20 protein-coding genes are annotated in these 18,343 nt (G+C 70.4%); 12 read left to right on the top strand and 8 right to left on the bottom strand.

Features of this window, described 5'->3' with window-relative positions; translation table 11 throughout:
* Window positions 1-699, top strand: coding sequence for a hypothetical protein (locus CSC64_RS05265; protein ID WP_162434275.1), 699 nt, complete (start codon window positions 1-3; stop codon window positions 697-699).
* Window positions 700-791: 92 nt separating this feature from the next.
* Here CSC64_RS05265 and eda read toward each other — a convergent pair whose 3' ends face one another.
* Genes eda through zwf form a run of 5 tightly spaced genes read right to left on the bottom strand, consistent with a single transcriptional unit; the run spans window position 792 to window position 6,522 of the window.
* Complete coding sequence (gene eda, locus CSC64_RS05270; RefSeq protein ID WP_162434276.1) at window positions 792-1,451, bottom strand: bifunctional 4-hydroxy-2-oxoglutarate aldolase/2-dehydro-3-deoxy-phosphogluconate aldolase; 660 nt, start codon at window positions 1,449-1,451, stop codon at window positions 792-794.
* Between the two features lie 11 nt (window positions 1,452-1,462).
* On the bottom strand, window positions 1,463-3,376 hold the full coding sequence (gene edd, locus CSC64_RS05275) for a phosphogluconate dehydratase (RefSeq protein WP_162434277.1): 1,914 nt from the start codon (window positions 3,374-3,376) through the stop codon (window positions 1,463-1,465).
* A gap of 1 nt (window position 3,377) precedes the next feature.
* Window positions 3,378-4,091 (bottom strand): 6-phosphogluconolactonase, encoded by a 714-nt coding sequence (pgl, locus tag CSC64_RS05280; protein ID WP_162434278.1) that lies wholly within the window; start codon window positions 4,089-4,091, stop codon window positions 3,378-3,380.
* The gene (gene glk, locus CSC64_RS05285; RefSeq protein WP_162434279.1) at window positions 4,088-5,077 is read right to left on the bottom strand and encodes a glucokinase; all 990 of its coding nucleotides are present in this window, start codon (window positions 5,075-5,077) and stop codon (window positions 4,088-4,090) included. The genes pgl and glk overlap by 4 nt, the downstream gene beginning before the upstream one ends.
* Before the next feature lie 2 nt (window positions 5,078-5,079).
* Window positions 5,080-6,522, bottom strand: a complete 1,443-nt coding sequence (gene zwf, locus CSC64_RS05290) for a glucose-6-phosphate dehydrogenase (protein WP_162434280.1) — start codon at window positions 6,520-6,522, stop codon at window positions 5,080-5,082.
* A 354-nt stretch (window positions 6,523-6,876) separates the two neighbouring features.
* Between zwf and CSC64_RS05295 the strand changes: the two genes are divergently transcribed.
* Entirely contained in the window at window positions 6,877-7,953 is a 1,077-nt protein-coding gene (locus CSC64_RS05295; protein WP_162434281.1) for an ABC transporter ATP-binding protein, read from the top strand.
* Window positions 7,954-8,120: 167 nt separating this feature from the next.
* On the opposite strand, the gene ygfZ is transcribed toward CSC64_RS05295, so the two are convergent.
* Window positions 8,121-8,969 (bottom strand): CAF17-like 4Fe-4S cluster assembly/insertion protein YgfZ, encoded by an 849-nt coding sequence (ygfZ, locus tag CSC64_RS05300; protein WP_238389769.1) that lies wholly within the window; start codon window positions 8,967-8,969, stop codon window positions 8,121-8,123.
* 82 nt (window positions 8,970-9,051) lie between these two features.
* On the opposite strand from ygfZ, the gene CSC64_RS05305 reads away from it, so the two are divergent.
* The 5 genes from CSC64_RS05305 to CSC64_RS05325 all read left to right on the top strand — a co-directional run bounded on the left by CSC64_RS05305 (window position 9,052) and on the right by CSC64_RS05325 (window position 12,767).
* On the top strand, window positions 9,052-9,237 hold the full coding sequence (locus CSC64_RS05305) for a DUF1674 domain-containing protein (protein WP_162434283.1): 186 nt from the start codon (window positions 9,052-9,054) through the stop codon (window positions 9,235-9,237).
* 57 nt (window positions 9,238-9,294) lie between these two features.
* A complete protein-coding gene (sdhC, locus tag CSC64_RS05310; RefSeq protein WP_162434284.1) occupies window positions 9,295-9,687 on the top strand; it encodes a succinate dehydrogenase, cytochrome b556 subunit in 393 nt (130 codons plus the stop codon).
* Complete coding sequence (gene sdhD / locus CSC64_RS05315; RefSeq protein ID WP_162434285.1) at window positions 9,684-10,067, top strand: succinate dehydrogenase, hydrophobic membrane anchor protein; 384 nt, start codon at window positions 9,684-9,686, stop codon at window positions 10,065-10,067. The genes sdhC and sdhD overlap by 4 nt, the downstream gene beginning before the upstream one ends.
* A gap of 28 nt (window positions 10,068-10,095) precedes the next feature.
* Window positions 10,096-11,886, top strand: a complete 1,791-nt coding sequence (sdhA, locus tag CSC64_RS05320; RefSeq protein WP_162434286.1) for a succinate dehydrogenase flavoprotein subunit — start codon at window positions 10,096-10,098, stop codon at window positions 11,884-11,886.
* Window positions 11,887-11,984: 98 nt separating this feature from the next.
* Entirely contained in the window at window positions 11,985-12,767 is a 783-nt protein-coding gene (locus CSC64_RS05325; protein WP_162434287.1) for a succinate dehydrogenase iron-sulfur subunit, read from the top strand.
* Between the two features lie 436 nt (window positions 12,768-13,203).
* On the opposite strand, the gene CSC64_RS05330 is transcribed toward CSC64_RS05325, so the two are convergent.
* Together CSC64_RS05330 and CSC64_RS05335 are read right to left on the bottom strand one after the other, a co-directional pair.
* Entirely contained in the window at window positions 13,204-13,749 is a 546-nt protein-coding gene (locus tag CSC64_RS05330; RefSeq protein ID WP_162434288.1) for a response regulator transcription factor, read from the bottom strand.
* Window positions 13,742-15,094, bottom strand: a complete 1,353-nt coding sequence (locus CSC64_RS05335; RefSeq protein ID WP_162434289.1) for an ATP-binding protein — start codon at window positions 15,092-15,094, stop codon at window positions 13,742-13,744. The genes CSC64_RS05330 and CSC64_RS05335 overlap by 8 nt, the downstream gene beginning before the upstream one ends.
* Before the next feature lie 2 nt (window positions 15,095-15,096).
* Here CSC64_RS05335 and CSC64_RS05340 point away from each other — a divergent pair, with 2 nt between their 5' ends.
* The 5 genes from CSC64_RS05340 to lolD all read left to right on the top strand — a co-directional run bounded on the left by CSC64_RS05340 (window position 15,097) and on the right by lolD (window position 18,150).
* The gene (locus tag CSC64_RS05340; RefSeq protein ID WP_162434290.1) at window positions 15,097-15,288 is read left to right on the top strand and encodes a hypothetical protein; all 192 of its coding nucleotides are present in this window, start codon (window positions 15,097-15,099) and stop codon (window positions 15,286-15,288) included.
* Window positions 15,289-15,514: 226 nt separating this feature from the next.
* Window positions 15,515-15,712, top strand: coding sequence for an FAD assembly factor SdhE (locus tag CSC64_RS05345; RefSeq protein ID WP_238389773.1), 198 nt, complete (start codon window positions 15,515-15,517; stop codon window positions 15,710-15,712).
* Window positions 15,684-16,118, top strand: a complete 435-nt coding sequence (locus CSC64_RS05350) for a hypothetical protein (RefSeq protein WP_238389770.1) — start codon at window positions 15,684-15,686, stop codon at window positions 16,116-16,118. Before CSC64_RS05345 ends, CSC64_RS05350 begins: the two co-directional genes overlap by 29 nt.
* 48 nt (window positions 16,119-16,166) lie before the next feature.
* Window positions 16,167-17,408, top strand: a complete 1,242-nt coding sequence (locus CSC64_RS05355; protein WP_162434293.1) for a lipoprotein-releasing ABC transporter permease subunit — start codon at window positions 16,167-16,169, stop codon at window positions 17,406-17,408.
* Window positions 17,401-18,150: a lipoprotein-releasing ABC transporter ATP-binding protein LolD gene (gene lolD, locus CSC64_RS05360; RefSeq protein ID WP_162434294.1), complete on the top strand. Its 750-nt coding sequence runs from the start codon at window positions 17,401-17,403 to the stop codon at window positions 18,148-18,150. The genes CSC64_RS05355 and lolD overlap by 8 nt, the downstream gene beginning before the upstream one ends.
* The last annotated feature ends 193 nt before the right edge of the window (window positions 18,151-18,343 follow it).

Below are 18,343 nucleotides of genomic sequence, written 5' to 3' on the forward strand. Positions count from 1 at the left end.
ATGCCGCGCACCAGCGTGCCGCTCTGGACCGTCCCGCTGGCGATCGCGCTGGCGATGCTGGTCGCGGGCCACCTGGCCTGGTGGCTGTCCACCTGGGCCGGGCTCATTCCCGCCTGCAATCCCTATTGGGACGGCTGCACCTCGATCAGCCGCGCCGCCCGCCACGGCCTGGGCAACCATGTGTTCCGGCTGCTGATGCTGCCGTGCGCGCTGCTGCTGGCGATCCACTGGTGGCTGGCGCGGCGGTGGCTGCGCGATCCGGAGCGGGTGCGCGACGCCGCCGGCGCCTGGCTGCTGGCGCTGGGCCTGGTCGCCGCGCATGCGCTCGCCATCTACGTCGCTGTCCTCGGCACCGAGGGCAAGGCCTACGAGTTCATGCGCCGCTACGGCATCACTCTGTACTTCGGCTGCGGTTACCTGGCCCAGCTGCTGTTCCTGCGGCTGGCGCGCCGGCGCGGAAGGCTGGGTCCACGCATGCGTGTGGCCATGACCGCACTGTGCCTGGCGATGCTCGCGCTGGGGGTGACGAAACTGGCCGGTGATGCGCTGATCGCCGACCCGCAGCGGCTGGACCGCTTGGCCGACGCGCTGGAATGGCAGCTGGGCGGGCTGCTGGCCGGCTGGTACCTGCTGCAGGCATGGCATTGGCGCGACGCGCGCATGTCGCTTTCCTTCGGCGTGACCGACCGCCGTCCGTAGGGCGGGGCAAGTCCCGCTCTACGAGGCCAGGTGCGATCCGGGGTCGATGCCCGGGATGATGCCGAACATGCCCCGTGGTCGTGGAGCGACGCTCAGCGTGCGCGCACGCCGGCGACGATCGCGGCCGCCTTGGCCGCGCTGGCCTCGACCTTGTCCCACTCGCCGGCCTTGAGCCAGCCCTTGGGCACCATCCACGAGCCGCCGATGCAGACCACGTTGGGCTGCGACAGGAACTCGGCCGCGGTCTCCTCGGTGATGCCACCGGTCGGGCAGATCTTCAGCTCGGCCAGCGGGCCGGCCAGGCCCTTGAGCATGGCCAGGCCGCCGACCGCGGTGGCCGGGAACAGCTTGCACACGCGGAAGCCGCGCGCCATCAGCGACAGGAATTCGGTCGGCGTGGCGCCACCGGGGACCACCGGGATCGGCGCCTGGGCCAGCGCGTCGGCCAGTTCCGGCGGCGTGCCCGGGGTGACCAGGAAGTCGGCGCCCAGCTCGATGCACTTCTGCATCTGCTCGATGCTGAGCACGGTGCCCATGCCCACGGCAATGTCGGGCAGTTCCTTCTTCAGCGCCACCAGTGCGTCGAGCGCGGCTGGCGTGCGCAGGGTCAGCTCGATCGCGGTCAGGCCGCCCTTGAGCAGCGCGGCCGACAACCTGCGTGCTTCGTCGACGCTGTCGGCGGTGACCACCGGCAGGATGCCGGAGGTGCGCAGCAGTTGTTCGGCCTGGGCCTGGGTGGTGGCGATGCTCATGCGTAGGGGCCTCAGGCGTCCTTGGATTCGTGGGGGGCCAGCGCGGCGTCGGCGTCGCAACCGAGTTCGTATTCGGCGTCGTAGTCCCAGGCGCCACCGTCGTGCGCGGGCGGGCCGCAGGAGATCGACAGCGCACCCTGGTCGGCCGGGCCCACCAGGGCGCGGCTGTTCGCGAACAGGTTGCGACCCATGTCGTGTGCGGCGGGGCTGGTGTTGGCCGCCACCGTGCGCGCGTCGAATTCGGCCGCATCCACCAGTACCTCCAGGGTGCCGGCCTCGCTGTCCAACCGCACCAGGTCGCCGTCGCGGACCTTGCCGATCGCACCACCGCGCGCCGCTTCCGGGGTGACGTGGATCGCCGCCGGGATCTTGCCGGAGGCGCCGGACAGGCGGCCGTCGGTGACCAGCGCCACCTTGCGGCCCTGGTTCTGCAGCATGCCCAGCAGCGGGGCGAGCGAGTGCAGTTCCGGCATGCCGTTGGCGCGCGGGCCCTGGTACGTCACCACCGCGACGAAATCGTGCGGCAGCACGCCGGCGGCGTGCAGTTTGTTGAGTTTCTGCGGCGCGTCCACCACCACCGCCTGCGCTTCGACAAAGCGGTGTTCGGGCTTGACCGCCGACAGCTTGATCAGGCCGCGGCCGATGTTCCCGCGCAGCAGGCGCAGGCCGCCCTGGGCCTCGAACGGCGCGGCCACGGTGCGCACCACCGATTCGTCGGCAGACACCGCCGCCGCCGGCGCGGAGGACAGCACGCCGCCGTCCAGCCGCGGTTCGCGGGCGAACGCGCGCATGCCTTCCGGCACCACCGTCTGCAGGTCGTGCATCAGCCCGGCGTCGAGCAGTTCGCGGAACACGAACGGCACGCCACCGGCGGCCTGGAAGCGGTTCACGTCGGCCTCGCCGTTCGGGTACACGCGCGCCAGCAGCGGCACGGTCTGCGAGATCTGGTCCATGTCGTCCCAGGTCAGGACCACGCCGGCCGCGCGCGCCACCGCGATCCAGTGGATGGTGTGGTTGGTCGAGCCGCCGGTGGCCATCAGCGCCACCACCGCGTTGACGATCGCGCGTTCGTCGATCAGCCGGCCCAGCGGGCGGTAGTCGTCGCCCAGTGCGCTCATCGCCAGCACCCGGCGCACGGCTTCGTCGTCGAGCGCCGCGCGCAGCGGCGTGCCGGGGTTGATGAACGAGCTGCCCGGCAGTTGCACGCCCATCGCCTCCAGCAGCACCTGGTTGGAGTTGGCGGTGCCGTAGAAGGTGCAGGTGCCCGGCGCGTGGTAGGACTGCGCCTCCACTTCCAGCAGTTCCTCGCGGCTGGCCTCGCCGGCGGCGTAGCGCTCGCGGACCTCGGCCTTCTTCTTGTTGGGGATGCCCGCCGGCATCGGCCCGGCCGGCACGAACAGCGCCGGCAGGTGGCCGAACGCCAGCGCCCCGATCAGCAGGCCCGGCACGATCTTGTCGCAGATGCCGAGGAACAGCGCCGCGTCGAAGGCGTCGTGGCTCAGTCCCACCGCGGTGGCCTGGGCGATCACGTCGCGCGAGAACAGCGACAGCTCCATGCCGCCGCGGCCCTGGGTGACGCCGTCGCACATCGCCGGCACGCCGCCGGCGACCTGCGCGGTGGCGCCGAGCTGGCGGGCGAGGGCGCGGATCCGCTCCGGGTAGTGCTCGTACGGCTGGTGCGCCGAGAGCATGTCGTTGTAGGCGGTGATGATGCCCAGGTTGGGCGTGGCCGCGCCGCGCAGGCGCCCCTTGTCGGTGTCGCCGCAGGCGGCGAACACATGGGCCAGGTTGGCGCAGCTCAGCGGGGTGCGGTTGGGGCCGTTGCGCACGGCCTGGTCGATCCCGGCCAGGTAGGCGGCGCGCGAGGGCGCGCTGCGCTGGCGGATGCGTTCGGTGACGGCTTCGATCTTCGGATGCAGGCTCATTTCATTCACACCAGTGCACGCGCAACGGTTCGATGCCGATGTCCAGCGCGGCGCGGATCGGCAGTTCGCGCACGTCGTCGCCCGCCAGGGCGCGCGCGAAAACCTCGCGCTTGGCTTGGCCGCGCAGCAGCAGCAGGCGGTGGCGGGTGCGCGACAGGCCGGCGGGGGTCAGGGTGATGCGCAGCGGCCAGTCGCCGGCCACCGGGCAACCGCTGGCGTCCAGCGCCGCATATGGCAGTTCGCTGGCCAGGGCGCGATCCAGGTCGACCGAGCCGGGGAACAGCGAGGCGGTGTGGCCGTCGTTGCCCATGCCCAGCACGGCGACGCAGGCGTCCGGCGCGTGCTGGGCCTCCAGGTTGGCCGCGTGCACCGATTCGGCCAGGTTCAGGCCCTCGCGCACCAGTGGTTCGAAGTGGCCGACCTCGGCGCGGTCGAGCAGGCTTTCGCGCACCAGCCGGGTGTTGCTGGCGCTGTCCTGCGGCGACAGCCAGCGTTCGTCGACCAGGCCGATGGTGATCCTGTGCCAGTCCAGCGGCGCGACCGCCAGCTGCGCGTACACCGGCGCCGGGGTGGTGCCGCCGGACACCAGCATGCGCGCCTGGCCACGGATCGCGAGCTCGACGGCGAGGATCCGCTCCAGGTCGGCCGCCGCCGCGTGCAGCCAGGATTCCGGGTCGCCGTGCTCGTGCCATTCCACGCGCGGGTTCGATTTCATGAAGCCTCCCGTCGCAGCAGGTCCACCGCATAGGCGGCGGCGCCGAGCAGGCCGGCGCGCGGATGCATCACCGCCAGCGACGGCACCCGGGCCATGTTCGGCGAGAACCGGCCCTTGTATTCGAAGCGCTGGCGGAAGCCGGAATGGCGCAGCGAATCGAGCATCTTCGGCACCACGCCGCCGGTGAGGAACACGCCGTCCCAGGCGCCCAGGGTCAGCACCAGGTCGCCGGCGATGGCGCCGAACACGGCGCAGAACACGTCCACCGCGCGCATGCCCAGGGGGTCGCCGGCGGCGGCGCGGGCGGTGATGTCCTTCGGTTCCAGCAGGCCCGGGTCGACCCCGGCGATCTCGCACAGGGCACGATGGATGTTGACCAGGCCCGGGCCGCAGATCAGCCGCTCGTTCGACACCCGGCCGAACTGCGCCGAGAGGATCTCCAGGATCCGGATCTCCTCGGGCGTGCCCGGCGCGAAGCTGACGTGGCCGCCCTCGGTCTCCAGCGGATAGCAGCGGCCATCGCGCACCACCAGCCCACCGACGCCCAGGCCGGTGCCGGGGCCGAGCACGGCATAGGTGCGCGGTTCGTGAAGCGGCGCCGGGGTCCAGCCGGCGCCGCCGATCTGGACCACGTCTTCGGGCCGGTACAGGCTGATCGCCATCGCCTGCGCGGCGAAATCGTTGAGCAGGTGCACCTGGTCGAAGCCGAGCATGTCGCGGGTGCGGCTGCGCGAGATCACCCAGGGATGGTTGGTGATCCGCGCCTCGTCGCCGTCCACGCGCCCGGCCACGGCGAACACGCCGCGCCGCGCCTGTGCGCCGGCCTGGTCCAGGTAATGGCGTGCGGTGTCGGCCAGCGAAGGGAACTCGGCCACCGCGAACTCGCGCACGCTGTCGTCGAGCAGCGGCGACTGCGCCTGCGGGTCGGCCAGGGCGAAGCGGGCATTGGTCCCGCCGATGTCGGCGATCAGGATCGCGCCAGCCATGCTCAGCCTCCGCGCGGCGGCCGGCCGACCGCGTCGAACTGCGCCGGAAGGTAGGCGTTCGCCTCGCGCGGGCCCCAGGTGCCGGCCGGGTAGTACGCCAGCGGCACGTCGCCCTGCTTCCAGCCGCCGACCACGCTGTCGATCCAGGCCCAGGCCGCCTCGACCTCGTCGTTGCGCACGAACAGGGCGTGGCTGCCGTGCAGCGCGTCCAGGAACAGGCGTTCGTAGGCGATGCGGCGGTTCTGCCCGGTTTCCGAGGACAGTTCCAGCTCCAGCGGCTGCAGTTCCAGCGTGCCCCATTCCGGGCCGGCCAGGCTGCTCATCAGGCCCAGCTCGATGTCCTCCTGCGGCTGCAGGCGGAAGGTGAGGCGGTTGGGCGCGGCGTGGGCGCCGTCGGGGCGTTCGAACAGCCAGTGGGTGACCGGCTTGAGCGTCACCGTGACCACGGTGGAGCGCTCGGCCATGCGCTTGCCGGTGACCAGGTGGAACGGGACCCCGGCCCAGCGCCAGTTGTCGATGTGCGCGGTGACCCCGACGAAGGTTTCGACATCGCTGTCATCCGGGGGCGCGTAGGCCTGCACCGGCTGGCCATCGATGTGCCCCGCGATGTAGCGGCCACGCACGCTGTGGCGCTCGGCCTCGGCGGCGGTGAACGGGCGCAGCGCGCGCAGCACCTTGACCTTCTCGTCGCGGATCCGGTCGGCGGCCAGCGACGCCGGCGGCTCCATCGCCACCAGGCACAGCAACTGCAGGATGTGGCTCTGGACCATGTCGCGCAGCGCGCCGGAGCGGGCGTAGTAGGAGTTGCGCCCGTCCACGCCCTCGGTCTCGGAGACCAGGATGTTGACCGAGTCGATGTAGTTGCGGTTCCACACCGCCTCCAGCAGGGTGTTGCCGAAGCGCAGCGCCATCAGGTTCTGCACCGCCGCCTTGCCCAGGTAGTGGTCGATGCGGAAGATCCGGTCCTCGTCGATCAGCTGGCCGATGGTGGCGTTGATCTCGCGCGCCGACGCCAGGTCCGCACCGATGGGCTTTTCCAGCATCAGCCGGTTGGGGGCCTTGAACGCACCGCCCAGGGCCAGGCCCTCGCAGGTGCTGATGTACAGGCCCGGCGGGATCGACAGGTAGCTCACGCAGGGGCGGTCGACCAGGTCGGCTACCGCCTCGGCCACCGAGGCCGGGGTGCGCATGTCCACGGCGCGGTAGTCGACCCGGGCCAGGAATTCCTCGACCTGGCCGGCGGCGGGCGTGTAATGGCTCAGGTTGGCGAAGCGCTCGCGCAGGAGCGCGCGGAACGCATCGGTGTCGTGCGGCGACAGCGCCAGGCCGCGTACGCGGAACTCCGCCGGCAGCAGCCCGTCGCCCTGCAGGCGCAGCAGCGAGGGGAACAGGTAGCGCTGGGCGAGGTCGCCGGTGGCGCCGAACAGCAACAGGGTGTCATGCATCCGGTGGGCTTCCGTGGCGTTCGACATCGGTCCGTAGTTTTCCCTGGGGTCCAAGAGCGCCCGTGACGGACGCGCGGGAGGCGGTGGAGACGGGCGGCGACCGTGCGGTCGCGTGCAAACCCGTGCAAATCATTGGAAATATCGCCGTCCGGCGCGCATCTTGTCCAGTCTCCGGAAACGTCACCCTGGAAACCGTTCGGGGTAAAGGGGACGGAGGGAATTAAGCATGCTTAATTCCCTCCGTCCCCTTTACCCTTTACCACGGCGAACCTGCAGCGTGACATGATCCGTGGCATCGAGGTCGGCCGCGGCGCACTGCGCACGGCGGCTGCATACGTATTCCATGGAGGACCGATGGCGGGCTTGCAGCTGGACCGGGTGCGCAAGGTCTACGGCAACGGCCAGGTGGCCGTGCACGGTGCCACTTTCGACATCGCCGATGGCGAGCTGATGGTGCTGGTCGGGCCGTCGGGCTGCGGCAAGTCGACCTTGCTGCGGATGATCGCCGGGCTGGAGGAGATCAGCGACGGCACCCTGCGGATCGGCGGGCGGATCGTCAACGACGTCGCGCCGAAGGACCGCGACATCGCCATGGTCTTCCAGAGCTACGCCCTGTACCCGCACATGACCGTGGCCGAGAACCTGGCGTTCGGCCTGAAGCTGCGCGGCATGCCGCGCGCCGAGGTGCAGCGGCGGGTGGCCGATGCGGCCGCGATGCTGGGCCTGGGCGACATGCTCGGCAAGCGCCCGCGCGAGATGTCCGGCGGCCAGCGCCAGCGCGTGGCGCGGGGGCGGGCGCTGGGGCGCGAGCCGGCGGTGTTCCTGCTCGCCGAGCCGCTGTCCAACCTCGACGCCAAGCTGCGCCATTCCACCCGCACCGAGATCGCGCGGCTGCACCAGCGGCTGGGCGCGACCATGGTCTACGTCACCCACGACCAGGTCGAGGCGATGACCCTGGGGCAGCGGATCGTGGTGCTCGACGCCGGCCGCATCCAGCAGATCGACACGCCGATGGCGCTGTACGAGCGGCCGGCGAACCTGTTCGTGGCCGGATTCCTAGGTTCGCCGGCGATGAACGTACTCGAAGGCGAGTTGCGCGCCGCCGATGGCCTGCGCCTGGTGCTGGATGGGCAGGGCGAGGGGCCGCTGCCCGGGGCCGACGTGCCCGGATCGTGGCTGGGCCGGCGGGTGGCGCTGGGCGGGCGCCCCGAGCACCTGCTGCCGGCGGGCGAGGGCCGGCAGGCGCGGGTGGACGGGGTCGAGCCGGTGGGCAGCGAGGCCTTCCTGCACCTGGATTTCGGCGGCCGCGCGCTGGTGTCGCGGTTGCCGCCACAGTCGCTGCCGGCGCCCGGCACCGACCTGCGCCTGCGCGCCGACCCGGCCCACCTGCATTTCTTCGACCCCGCCGACGGCACGCGCCTGGCGGCCTGACCCGCGTCCGCCACGTCGCTGGAGCGGGTGTAGGAGCTCCATTTATGGGCGACCCGGTTACGCTGGAAGGCGTCGCGTTTGACGCGCAGTCTCCGGAGAGATCGCGTTCCACACCGCTGCGTCCGGGCGCGCCCCGGTCGCCCATAAATGGAGCTCCTACAGGACGCTCAGCGCGCCAGGCCTTCCACGAAGGGCTCGACGGCCGCTTCGTTGCCGGCCACCTCCAGCGGCGCGTCGGTGCGCTCCAGCGGCAGCACCGCCAGGGCCAGCTGCGGCGGGCCGCCGGCGACGCTGGCCACGCTGCCGATCATGCGACCGTCCTGCAGCACGTCGGCGCCGGCTTGCACCGCGCCGGCCACCCGCAGCAACAGCGGTTCGCGCTTTGCCTTGCCGAGGAAATGGGTGCGGGCCACGATTTCCTGGCCCGGATAGCAGCCCTTCTTCACGCTGAAGGCCTGCAGGCGGTCCAGCGCCAGCTGCTGCGGCGTCCATTGCTCGCGCTGGCCGGGGGGCAGGCGCGGCAGGCCCAGGCGCAGGTCAGCGACCGCCCAGGCTTCGCGCGCGGCGGCATCGGCCGCGGCGGCGGGTGCGGTGGACAGCCGCAGCGTGCGCGGCAGGGCGGGCGCGCCGAAGTCCAGTTCCAGCACGCCGGCCTCGTCGCCGGCGAGCACCGCGCCGGCGGCGCTGGCGGGCGCGGCGAAGGCGCCGGACAGGTGCAGGTCCGGCCGCGTGGCGATCGCCAGCTTGCGCCGGAACACGAAGCGGCGCAGGGCATCGCCCAGTTCGGCGGCATCGAAATCGGCAGGCAGCAGGCGCAGCGAGGTTTCGCCGGTGCGCAGCAGGGCGAAGATCGCCAGCACGCGTCCTTTGGGGTTCAGCCACGCGCTCCACTGCCAGTGCCCGACCGGCAGCGCGGCCAGGTCGTTGGCGAACTGGGCCTGCGCGAAAGCGACCGCGTCGACGCCGTCCAGCGCCAGGACGCCATGCTCCAGTGCGAAAAAACCCGTTGGAAACAAGGGGGATACCAAAGGCTGATCCTTGGCCCGGTTGTCAGTTGCCCGACCGGGGATTAACATTTTGTGCGTTGCAAGGAGTCCCATGATAGGTCAAAGCCCCGGCGTTCCCGAGCCTGCCGCGTCGCAGGATCGCGATCGCGATGGTCGCGCGCAGCCGTCCACCGGCGCTGCCGGCGCGACGCCGCCGCGCGAGATCGGCGGGCGCGAAGGGCCGGAGCCGACCCGCTACGGGGACTGGGAAAAGAACGGACGCTGCGTCGATTTCTGACGCCGCGCCACCAGCCACGCGACCCCCGCGGGCCGCACAGCCGAGACAATCCAGCGCATGAGCAGTCGCCAACGTCCCCTGTCACCGCATCTGCAGGTGTATCGCTGGCAGATCCAGATGGTGACCTCGATCCTGCACCGCGCCACCGGCGTCGTCCTGGCCGCCGGCGCCCTGGTCATCGCCGCGGGCCTGCTGTCACTGATGCTCGGCCCGGAAGCCTGGGCCTGCTTCACCGGCGTGGCCGGCGCCTGGTACGGCAAGGCGTTCCTGTTCGGCTGGAGCTGGGCCTTCGCCTACCACCTGTGCAACGGCATCCGCCACGTGGTCCAGGACTTCGCCATCGGCTACAGCATCCCGGCCTTCATCCGCAGCAGTTGGCTGTCGGTGGTGGGCAGCCTTGTCATCACCGGCCTGCTCTGGGCCTGCGCGCTGAACGGAGGTGGCGCATGAGCCGCTATCGCACTCCCCTGAAGAACGTGCGCGGCTGGGGTTCGGCCAAGACCGGCACCGAGCACTTCATCCACCAGCGCCTGACCGCGGTGGCCCTGGTCCTGCTCGGACTGTGGTTCGTGTGGTTCGTGATCAGCCTGGTCGGCAGCGATTACCTCACCGCCACCGACGCGGTCTCCCGTCCGTGGAACGCAGTGCTGCTGGTCGGCTTCCTGGCGGCCATGTTCTGGCACGCCCAACTCGGCCTGCAGGTCGTGCTCGAGGACTACATCCACCACTCGCTGCTGGCGCTGGTCCTGCAGACCGGCGTGAAGTTCATCGCGGTGCTCGGCGCGCTGGTGAGCATCTTCGCCGTGGCCCGCATCGCGCTGGCCGGCTGAGCCGGCGCGCAAAGGAAAAGATACCCGCATGTCCGCCTACAAGATCACCGAACACAAATACGACATGGTCGTCGTCGGCGCCGGCGGCGCCGGCCTGCGCGCCACCTTCGGCCTGGCCCAGAAGGGCCTGCAGACGGTGTGCCTGACCAAGGTCTTCCCGACCCGCTCGCACACGGTCGCCGCGCAGGGCGGCATCTCCGCCGCGCTGGGCAACATGGGCGAGGACGACTGGCGCTACCACTTCTTCGACACCATCAAGGGCTCGGACTGGCTGGGCGACCAGGACGCGATCGAGTACATGTGCCGCGAGGCGATCCCGGCGATCATCGAGCTGGAGCACTACGGCGTGCCGTTCTCGCGCACCGAAGAGGGCAAGATCTACCAGCGCCCGTTCGGCGGCATGACCACGAAGTTCGGCGAAGGCCCGCCGGCGCAGCGCACCTGCGCGGCGGCCGACCGTACCGGCCACGCCATGCTGCATACGCTGTACCAGCAGTCGCTGGCGCACGACGCGCGCTTCATGATCGAGTACTTCGCCCTGGACCTCATCTTCGACGAGGAGGGCGTGTGCCGCGGTGTGCTGGCGCTGGACATGGCCGAAGGCTCGCTGCACCTGTTCCGCGCCCACGGCGTGGTCCTGGCCACCGGCGGCTACGGCCGTGCCTACTTCAGCGCCACCTCCGCCCACACCTGCACCGGCGACGGCGGCGGCCTGGTGATGCGTGCCGGCCTGCCGGTGCAGGACATGGAGTTCGTGCAGTTCCACCCGACCGGCATCTACGGCGCCGGCTGCCTGATCACCGAGGGCGTGCGCGGCGAAGGCGGCATCCTGCGCAACTCCAGCGGCGAGCGCTTCATGGAGCGCTACGCGCCGCACTACAAGGACCTGGCCTCGCGCGACGTGGTGTCGCGCTCGATGACCATCGAGATCCGCGAGGGCCGCGGCGTGGGCGAGCACAAGGACCACATCCTGCTCGACCTGACCCACCTGGGCCCGGAAGTGATCAACGAGAAGCTGCCCGGCATCGCCGAGAGCGCGCACATCTTCGCCGGCGTGGACGTCACCAAGCAGCCGATCCCGGTGATCCCGACCGTGCACTACAACATGGGCGGCATCCCGACCAACTACCACGGCGAAGTGGTGCGCAAGGTCGGCGACAACCCCGATGCGGTGGTGCCGGGCCTGTACGCGATCGGCGAGGCGGCCTGCGTGTCGGTGCACGGCGCCAACCGCCTGGGCTCCAACTCGCTGCTGGACCTGGTCGTGTTCGGCCGCGCGGTGGCCAACCGCTGCGCCGAAACGATCAAGAAGGGTGCAGCGCACAAGACCCTGGCCGGCGACGCGTGCGACAAGGCGCTGTCGCAGCTGGACAAGCTGCGCAATGCCAGTGGCGACACCCCGACCGCAGTGATCCGCGACAACATGCAGCGCACGATGCAGGCGGACGCGGCGGTGTTCCGTACCGAGAAGTCGCTGCAGGAAGGCTGCGCGAAGATGAAGGACATCTTCGCATCGTTCGAGGACGTCAAGGTTTCCGACCGCTCGCTGGTCTGGAACTCGGACCTGATCGAGACCTACGAGCTGCACAACCTGCTGCTCAATGCCGTCGCCACGATCAACTCGGCCGAACAGCGCCACGAGAGCCGCGGCGCCCACGCGCGCGAGGACTACCCCGAGCGCGACGACGCCAACTGGCAGAAGCACACCCTGGTCACGGTGGACGACAAGGGCGGCTGCAGCTTCGACTACCGTCCGGTGCACATGTACACGCTCAGCGACGACGTGGCCGTGGTGCCGCCGAAGCCGCGCGTGTACTGAGCCGGCGATGACGCGCCAGACCTTCCATTCCATCGACGACGCGCGCACCGCGCGCGTCCCGCTCGCGCCGCGGGCCGCCTGAGCCAACGAGAACAGCCATGGCAGAGTTCAGTCTTCCGAAGAATTCCCGCGTCACCAAGGGCAAGCACTATCCGGCCAAGGGCGCGAAGAACCCGCGCACCTTCAAGGTCTACCGCTGGAACCCGGACGACGGCGCCAATCCGCGCACCGACACCTACGAGGTCGACCTGGCTGCGTGCGGGCCGATGGTCCTGGACGCGCTGATCAAGATCAAGAACGAGATCGATCCGACCCTGACCTTCCGCCGTTCCTGCCGCGAAGGCATCTGCGGTTCGTGCGCGATGAACATCGACGGCACCAACACCCTGGCCTGCACCAAGGCCATTGGTGATTGCGGCAAGGCCGAGGTGCCGATCTACCCGCTGCCGCACATGGAGGTGGTCAAGGACCTGGTCCCGGACCTGACCCATTTCTACGCGCAGTACGCCTCGATCAAGCCGTGGATCCGCACCCAGACCCCGGCGCCGCCGGACCGCGAGCGGCTGCAGTCGCCGGAGGACCGCAAGAAGCTGGACGGCCTGTACGAGTGCATCCTGTGCGCATGCTGCTCGACCAGCTGCCCGAGCTACTGGTGGAACGGCGAGCGCTACCTGGGTCCGGCGATCCTGCTGCAGGCCTACCGCTGGATCATCGATTCGCGCGACGAGGACACCGGTGCGCGCCTGGACGACCTGGAAGACCCGTTCAAGCTCTACCGCTGCCACACGATCATGAACTGCGCGCGCACCTGCCCGAAGGGCCTGAACCCGGCGCTGGCCATCGCCGAGATCAAGAAGCTGATGATGGAGCGGCGTTCCTGATTTTTCTCTTGCTTGATCTTGATGGGAAAAGCCCGGCAATGCCGGGCTTTTTCTTGTCTGGTTGCAGGGGTTTGACGCGACCTGACGGGCCTCGCCCCGGTGTGTGGGCCTCCATGACTCATGTCCCCCGGCATCCGCCTGAGGCGGATGCCTCCTCCTTTACTTCGCCACGGAGGCCCACACACCGTGACGAGGCTCTGCAGGGGATGGCGTGCGTATCACAGATGGTTGATGCTCCGGCCGCGCGCTGTTGTTTTTGATCTCCAGCCAGCCACAGCGATGCCGGAAGCGCCGGGTGTGTGGCCCCTGGGCAGGAAGTAAAGGAGGAGGTGCCGGCCGCAGGCCGGCGCCGGGGGACATGAGTGCCCAGGGGCCACACACCCGACGCCCCCGGTACCGCCGAAGCGCACCGCTTCAATGCTTCAAGGAACGCGAACTACTTGACCTGCTGCTTCCCCAGCTTCCGCGCCAGCGTCCGCCGGTGCATCCCCAGCCGGCGCGCGGTTTCAGACACGTTGAACCCGGTTTCCGCCAGCACTTCGTGGATTCGCTCCCACTCCAGCGTCTTGATCGACGTCGGCCGCTCGCCCAGCACCACCTCCGCGTTGCCCTCGGCCTTGCCGAACGCCGCCTCGATGTCGTCCGTGTTCGACGGCTTGGCCAGGTAATGGCAGGCGCCGAGCTTGATCGCCTCCACCGCCGTGGCGATGCTGGCGTAGCCGGTCAGCACCACGATCAGCATGTCCGGATCGCGCTCGTGCAGCGCCTGCACGCAGGCCAGCCCGGAGCTCCCGGCGGCCAGCTTCAGGTCCACCACCGCGTAGCCCGGCGCGAATCCCTCCAGCACCGCGTCCAGCTCCGCCTGGCCGCTGGCATGGCGCACCTCGTAGCCGCGCCGTTCGAAGGAGCGGGTCAGGGTGCGCGCGAACGCGGCGTCGTCTTCGACCAGCAGCAGGCGGCGGGGGGCGGGGGTGTCATTCATCATCGGTTTCTTCGAGGACCAGCGAGGACAGCGGCAGCTCCAGCACGACCTCGGCGCCACCGCCGGGCCGGTTGGCCGCGTGCAGGCGGCCGCCGAGGCTGCGGGCCACGTTCAGCGACAGGAACAGGCCCAGGCCGCCACCGGGGCGGCCCTTGCTGGAATTGTAGGGCTTGCCGAAGTTGGCCAGCGTCTCGGCGGTGAAGCCCGGTCCTGAATCGCTCACTTTCAGCCGCAGCAGCTCGCCGTCCTTGCCATGGCGACTGGCCTCCAGGCCCACCCACGACGGCGAGGCCTCCAGCGCGTTGTCGAGGATGTTGTCGATCATCTGCCGCAGCCCGGAGTCGGAGACGATGCGCACGTCCTCGCCGAGGTGGCGGCGGTAGTCCAGCGTCTGCACCGGGCGGGTGGCGCGCCATTCGCCGGCCAGTTCGTCCAGGAACACGGCCAGGGTGGTCTGCGCCGGTGCCTCGCCGCGCGCGTCGCCGGCCGAGAGCAGGATGCCGGTGACGATCGACTTGCAGCGCACCAGCTGGGTCTGCATCTCGTCCAGGTCCTGCTGCAGTTCCGGGTGTTCGGTGAACGGGGCCATCCGCCGCCAGTCGCCCAGCAGCACGGCCAGCGTGGCCAGCGGCGTGCCCAGTTCGTGCGCGGCGCCGGAGGCGAGCAGGCCCATGCGCACGATGTGTTCTTCCTCGGCGGCCTGCTGGCGCAGGTCGGCCAGGCGTGCATCGCGCACGCGCAGGATCCCGGCGATGCGGCCGATGAACAGCGCCGCCAGGATCGCGGTCAGCAGGAAGCAGACCAGCAAGCCCTGCAGCCAGTGATCGGCGATGCCCTGCGAGGGATCGGCGGCAATCACCACCGGGCCGGGGAACAGCACCAGCCCGAGCACGCCGGCGGCGCTGGCGGCCACCACCACCCGGCTGGCCCAGGCCGGCAGCAGCACCGCCCCCACCGCCACCTGCAGCAGGAACAGGAACAGGAACGGGTTGGTGATGCCGCCGCTCAGGTGCAGCTGCGCGGTGAGCGCGGCCACGTCGACCAGCAGTGCGGCGAGCAGGGCCAGGTCGCCCACGTCGTGGCGCGGACGCCAGTACAGCAGGCTGGCCAGGTTGAACGCGGCCAGGCACGCGGCCACGCCCAGCATCTGCGCCAGCGGCAGGGCGATGCCCAGGACGTAATGCACGAACAGGATCGTGGCCAGCTGGCCGAGCAGGGCGATCCAGCGCAGCTGCACCAGCTGCTGCATGCTGCGCACGCCGGCGCCGCGGGTGGTGTCGCTGCGCGCCGATTCGATCGCGCGGCGCTTGTCGAGGGCATCAACTGCTGCTTGTGTCGGTGGCATCCATGGGCTCCGTACTGCGCTGGCGCCAGGCGGTGCACGCGCGTTTCCTCCAGCGTGAAGCACCCGCCACCGCCGGCCACCGGCAGGGCCAGCGCGAACCAGGTCAGCGCATGGCCAGGTGGTTGTCGTGGAACCGTACCACCGCCAGCCCGTCGCCGGGCCGCGGCGTACCGGCCTGCGTGGCCGATCCGTAGCCGGCCGACGAGCGCTTCCGGAACCCGCACGCAGAGTAGGGGGGGCGCCGCTACCGTTCCCCGGGCGCGGCCGGGCGGGGGGCAGTGGGGCAGGCCCCGCTCTACAGGAGCGTGGCGAACGGCGACAATGTGCGCTCCCCCGGCTCCCGCTGCCTGCCACGTGACTTCGCACGATTCCGACCCCACCGCCGAGCTGCGCCGCGTCCGCTGGCGTTGCCGCCGCGGCATGCGCGAGCTGGACCAGTTGTTCGAGCGCTGGCTCGCACACGGCTGGCCGGCCGCTTCCGAAGCCGAGCGCGGCGTGTTCCTACGCCTGCTGGACTGCGAGGATGACAGGCTCTGGCGCTGGTTCATGGGCTACGAGGCCTGCCCGGATGCCGCACTGTCGGGACTCATTGCCAGGATCCGCGCCCTTCCGGCTTGAGTGGCGGCCTTCGCGCTGGCTGCTGGCCGCGCTGCTGGCCCTGTCGCTGCTGGCGCCGCTGTCGGTGCTGGGCTCGGAACTGGCGCCAGCACTGGCCTGGCCGCTGGCGCTGGCCGCGGCCGGCCATGGCCTGCGGCTGGCATGGACGGAAGCGGGCAGGGCGCCGCGCCGGCTGGTCCTGGCCGCCGGCGGCAGCGGCACCGACCTGCTCGATGGCAAGCCGCTGCGCGCCTGCCATGTCGGCTGGCGCGGCCCGCTGGCCTTCGTCCATGCGATCGACCGCGATGGCCGCAGCCATCGCCTGGCCTGGTGGCCGGACACGCTGCCGGCGCCGCTGCGGCGTGAACTGCGGCTGGCCATGGCCGCGCGCATGGCTTCGCGCCGGGTGCGGCCGATGGCACCATAACCGCCATCGACCGCCGGGGTGAGCCGGCAACGGACCTGCATCCACCCTATGTTCAAACCCGTCCCCGTGGCCATCGGCCTGCGCTACCTGCGCGCCAAGCGCCGCAACGGCTTCATTTCGTTCATTTCGCTGGCCTCGATCCTCGGCATCGCCCTGGGCGTGACCGTGCTGATCACCACCATGGCGGTGATGAGCGGCTTCCAGAAGGAGATCCGCGACCGCCTGCTGCAGTTCGCCGCGCACGCCACGGTGGTCGCCGACGGGGTGCCGATGCAGGACTGGAAGCACGCGCTCGACCTGGCGGTACAGGACCCGCGCGTCTCCGGCGCCGCGCCCTTCATCGAGACCGAGGCGCTGATCTCCGGCCCGCGCAAGCAGCCGGCGATGGTCCGCGGCGTGGTCCCGGAGTTCGAGGACCAGGTGTCGGTGCTGGCGCAGAAGATGAAGGGCGGCTCGGCCGCATCGCTCGCCGACGGCAGCTACAACATCCTGCTCGGCCAGGAACTGGCGCTGTGGCTGGGCGTGTCGGTCGGCGACCAGGTCACGGTGATGCTGCCCGAGTTCCAGGGTTCGCCGATCGGCGCGATGCCGCGCTACAAGCGCTTCACCGTCAGCGGCATCTTCTCGGCCGGGCACAACGAGATCGACCGCGGCCTGGCGGTGGTGCACATGGCCGACCTGCAGCGCGTGCTGCGCATGGATGGCGCCAGCGGCGTGCGGCTGATGCTGCACGACATGAACCAGGCCTACGCGGTGGCCCGCGACCTGGCGCTGAAGCTGCCCGGCTTCTACCGGGTCAGCGACTGGACCCGCGACAACGCCAACCTGTACCAGTCGCTGAAGATGGAAAAGACGGTGATGGGCATCCTGCTCTCGCTGATCATCCTGATGGGCGCCTTCACCCTGGTGAACTCGCAGGTGATGCTGGTCACCGACAAGCAGGCCGACATCGCCATCCTGCGCACGCTCGGGCTCACCCCCGGCGGGGTGATGCAGGTGTTCATGGTCCAGGGCACCCTGATCGGGATCATCGGCACGGTGCTGGGCTTCATCGGCGGCATCACCCTGACATGGAACCTGGAGCGGATCCTCGATGGCATCGAGGCGCTGTTCGACATCACCCTGCTGCCGGAAGACGTGTACTACATCACCGGCCTGCCGACCGACATGCAGACCAATGATGTCGTGCTGACCCTGGTGGTGGCGCTGCTGATGAGTTTCCTGGCGACCCTCTACCCGGCCTGGCGCGCGGCCCGCACCCAGCCGGCGGAGGCGCTGCGCTATGAGTGAGGACGTCGTGACCGCGAAGGACGCCAACCCCGTGCACGCCGAGGGCGAGGCACTGCGCGCCGAAGGCCTGGGCAAGACCTACGCCGAAGGCAAGCTGAAGACCCACGTGTTCGACGGCCTGGACCTGCGCGTGGCCGCTGGCGAGACCGTGGCCATCGTCGGTGCCTCCGGCGCCGGCAAGAGCACCCTGCTGCACCTGCTCGGCGGCCTGGATACGCCCAGCGCCGGCGAGGTGTACGTGGCCGGGCAGAAGATGTCGGCGCTGTCCGACGCCCAGCGCGGCCGCCTGCGCAACCGCGCGCTCGGCTTCGTCTACCAGTTCCACCACCTGCTGCCGGAATTCACCGCGCGCGAGAACGTGATGATGCCGGTGCTGCTGGCCGGCGGCGAGGTGGAGGAAGCCAGTGCGCGCGCCACCGCGCTGCTGGAGTCGGTCGGCCTGGGCCATCGCCTGGGGCACAAGCCCGGCGAGTTGTCCGGCGGAGAACGCCAGCGCGCCGCGGTGGCCCGCGCCCTGGTCAACCGCCCGGCCTGCGTGCTCGGCGACGAGCCCACCGGCAACCTGGACGAGAAGACCGCCGCGCACGTGTTCGAGCTGATGCTCGAACTCAACCGCGCCCAGCGCACCAGCCTGGTCCTGGTCACCCACGACCGCCGCCTGGCGCAGCGCCTGGACCGGGTGCTGGAGCTGCACGAGGGGCGCCTGCGGGAAGTGCAGGGCGGGGCACTGGCGGGGGAGTGAGTTGGGGTAGGACCCCACCCTCCGTAAGCGCCTAACGATTGAGTTAAGCCGACCCGCGAAGCGGGTTCGGCTTGAATGATGGGATGGACTCCTCCCGCGTCGCCACACGGCTTCGATGAGCCAGACCGATACTGGATCGGGACACGGGATCGCGAGAGGAGTCCACGCCATGCATGCTATTACCGTCGCTATC

This window comes from Pseudoxanthomonas koreensis, from assembly GCF_010093225.1.
Lineage (GTDB): Bacteria > Pseudomonadota > Gammaproteobacteria > Xanthomonadales > Xanthomonadaceae > Pseudoxanthomonas > Pseudoxanthomonas koreensis.